The sequence below is a fragment of the Dietzia sp. Cai40 genome (assembly GCF_014145165.1).
GTDB lineage: Bacteria > Actinomycetota > Actinomycetes > Mycobacteriales > Mycobacteriaceae > Dietzia > Dietzia natronolimnaea.
Genome location: NZ_JAALEB010000401.1, coordinates 1 through 3305, shown reverse-complemented (window position 1 = coordinate 3305; position 3305 = coordinate 1). Strand labels below are relative to the sequence as shown.

Annotated in this window: 3 protein-coding genes; all 3 read right to left on the bottom strand. The window is 70.4% G+C overall.

Going from position 1 to position 3305, the window contains the following annotated elements:
* Positions 1 to 31 precede the first annotated feature (31 nt).
* Genes G6022_RS14430 through G6022_RS14420 form a run of 3 tightly spaced genes read right to left on the bottom strand, consistent with a single transcriptional unit; the run spans position 32 to position 3181 of the window.
* The gene (locus G6022_RS14430; protein WP_182639558.1) at positions 32 to 730 is read right to left on the bottom strand and encodes an urea amidolyase associated protein UAAP2; all 699 of its coding nucleotides are present in this window, start codon (positions 728 to 730) and stop codon (positions 32 to 34) included.
* A 12-nt stretch (positions 731 to 742) separates the two neighbouring features.
* Positions 743 to 1636 carry an urea amidolyase associated protein UAAP1 gene (locus tag G6022_RS14425; protein ID WP_179524085.1) on the bottom strand — a complete coding sequence of 298 codons (894 nt, stop codon included), beginning with the start codon at positions 1634 to 1636 and terminating at the stop codon, positions 743 to 745.
* Positions 1637 to 1642: 6 nt separating this feature from the next.
* Positions 1643 to 3181 (bottom strand): amino acid permease, encoded by a 1539-nt coding sequence (locus G6022_RS14420; protein WP_182639559.1) that lies wholly within the window; start codon positions 3179 to 3181, stop codon positions 1643 to 1645.
* Positions 3182 to 3305: the final 124 nt, after the last annotated feature.

Below are 3305 nucleotides of genomic sequence, written 5' to 3'. Positions count from 1 at the left end.
GGGGCGGGTGGGCGGACGGTGGGCTCCGGGCTCAGGCGGTGACGATCATCCGCACCGGCGTCGGGTCGAAGCCGTTGCACGGGTTGTTGATCTGCGGGCAGTTGGAGACCAGGACGATCACGTCGCGGTCGGCGCGTAGCGCCAGGCGCTTGCCGGGCGCGGAGAGCCCGTCGACGATGCCGAGGGTGCCGTCGGCGTCCACGGGCACGTTCATGAAGAAGTTGACGTTGGGGACCAGGTCCCGCTTGCCCAGTCCGTGCCGGGCGCCCTCCCGGAGGAAGTTCTCCACGCAGGCGTGCTGGTGCCGGGTGTGGTGGCCGTACCGCAGGGTGTTGGACTCCTGCGAACACGCGCCCCCGAGGGTGTCGTGATTGCCCACCTCGTCGGCCGTGATCGTCACGAGGGGCTCGCCGGCGTCGTCGCGCAGGACACTCCCCTCGGTCAGGAAGATCGATCCCTGGGCGGCGACGGTCGCCGGGGCGCTGTAGCGACGGGTGGGGTCGTGCGCGTCGTAGAACAGGGTGTCGACGGCCTGGTTGCCCTCGAGGTCCACGATGGTCAGGGTCTGGCCCGCGTGCAGGACGTGGGACCAGGCGGCTCTGGCGGCGACGGTCTCGTCGGCGACAACGGCCCCGTCCGTGAGAGCGAGGTCTGCGGCGGGAAGGTCTGCGGCGGCGCCGGTCCGGGGGTCTGTGGTCGGAGGCTCGGTGGTGACGGTCGTCGGTGTCATGGCGGATTCTCCTCAGGCGATCGGGGTGGAGGCGCGGTGGGCGGCCTCGGAGTTGGCGACGGCACGGCGGTACTCGAGGTCCTCCCCGACGCCGGGGAGGGCTCCCTCGCGGAGTGCGTCGAGGTCCTGCGGAGCGTTCCACGCCAGGAACTCCACGGTCCCGGCGTGGTACCGCTCCGACGGATCCAGCGGATGGTCGGCGACCGCGACGGCCACCACGACGGGCAGGTGCAGGACCAGGTCGACGGTCGCCCCCGCCCCGGCGTTCCCGGTGGAGACGAGCGCCCCGTCGTCGTCGACGCGGACGCCGTGGAAGAACGACACGGTGTGGGGGAGATCCCGCTCACCCAGCCCGTGTTTGAGGGCGGCCAGCAGCAACAACTCCCGTCCGGCCGGTGACCCGGATTCCGGCGCCCCGGCCCCGTAGCGGGCGACGTTGCCGGCCAGGGTCGAGGCACCGCACAGCGCGTCGTGATGGCCGGAGGTGTCCGCGACGATCGTCGCGAGCACGCGCCCCTGGTCGGAGAGCAGCGGATGACCGGTGCCGAGGTAGGCCTGCCACGGGACCTTGACCGTGTCCGCGGTGTTGAGGCGTTCCCAGGGGGCGTCGGCGCGCCACATCATGAGCGAGGCGCAGGCCGTGCCGTCCCGGTCGGTCAGTCGGATGCGCGTGCCCCGCGCCAGGGTGACCGCGGTGTACCGGCCCCCGGGGACGGACTCCGCCCACGTCAGGCGGTCGGCCGGCACGTCCGCCGGCGGGTGGGGCCAGTCGGTGGCGGGGACGACCGGCATGGAGTCGGTGATCGCGCCGGCCTGGGCTCGGGCGTGGTCGCGGGCACCCGAGGTGGTGGACGTGCTCGCGGTGGTGCCGGGTGTCGTGATGCCGGGTTCGGTGGTGCTGGTCATCTCAGGTCACTCTCCGATCTTGACGGGCTTGGGATGGGTCTTGCCGCGGGGGAAGCACAGGATGCCGAGCCCCACCACGGCGAGGACGGTCAGGACGCCGGCCCATCGCATCCACGGGGTCTCGCCCGAGGGGTCGAAGATCTCGGCCCGCGGCCAGGCGAGGTTGACCGTCATCAGCAGTCCGTACCCCACGGCCATGACGTTCACGGGGACCCCCCAGCGGCCCAGCGAGAACAGCGGCTTGCCCTCGGCGTCGGTGAGCCGGGGGCCGTTGGGCCACCCCTTGAGCCGACGCAGGAGCAGCGGCGCGGTCACGCAGAGGTAGGCGAGATAGATGAGGATGATGCACACCGAGGCGAGGGTGGCGAAGATGGCGGCGTTGCCCATGTTGACCAGCAGGATCGCGATGCATGACAGACCGATGAGCACGGCCGGGGCGATCGGGGTGCCGGTGCGGGGGTTGACGCGTGACAGGGTCGCAGAGAAGGGCAGGCGCCCGTCGCGGGCCATCGAGAACATCAACCGGGTGGCCGCGGTCTGGATGGCGAGGGTGCAGATGAAGATGGCCACCACGACCACCACGAGGAGCACCTTGCCCCAGAAGTTCCCGAGCACGGAGTTGAGGACGTACGGCAGGCCCTCGGTGGCCAGCCGGCCGTCGGTGAGGCTGGGCGCGGCCATGAGCGCGGCGAGGATCATGAGCCCACCGCCGAACGCCGAGACGGTCAGTGCCATCCGGATGGTGCGGGGGGCGACCCGGCGCGGGTTGACGGTCTCCTCGGCGAGTTCGCCGGCCGAGCCGAATCCCACCATCACGTAGGCGGCCATGAGCCCGGAGACGACCCACGCCCAGATGTATCCGGGCTGATCCCCCATGCCGGCGGTGTCAAAGACGACCTGCGGCCCGCGGACGGCGTGGGTCAGCAGCGCGAGGATCACCGCGACGACGCCGACGATCTCGCAGGTCACACCGATGTTATTGACGTAGGCCATCCACCTGATGCCGAGCGAGTTGATCGTGGTGGTGATGACGAGGAGAACCGATCCGAGCAGGACGGCGTTCGCCGCGCCGGAGGGCGAGGTGAGGGCCGGATCGTCACCGATGATCTGGAAACCGGACCAGATGTTCGGCAGCACGACCTGCAGCGCGATGGCCGCGGCCGAGGCGGTGACGATCTGCGCGAGGATCATGAACCAGCCGCCGAACCACCCGACGACCTCGCCGCCCATCCGCCGGGACCACTGGTAGATCGCTCCCGAGATGGGGTACCGGGCCGCGAGCTCCGCGAAGCACAACGCGACCAGGAACTGGCCGGCGAACACGATCGGCCAGGTCCAGAAGAACGCCGGGCCGCCGAACCCGTACCCGAGGCCGAACAGCTGGAAGATGGTCGTGAGGATCGAGACGAACGAGAACCCGGCGGCGAACGAGGCGAACGTGCCGAGGCTCCGGTGGAGTTGTTGGTCGTAGCCGAGATCGGCGAGGTCGTCGTGATCACCCCGACGTTCGGGGGCCGGGGTGGTGAGTCCGGAGGGGTCACTCATGTCCGGCACTCCTCTCGGGGCGGGGGTCTGTGAACCCGGGTGGCGTCAGGAGCAGTTCCTGTCTGCCGATAGTTTTCCCACCGCGTGTGACCCTCGGGTTGCCTGATGTTTCGATCCGATTAAC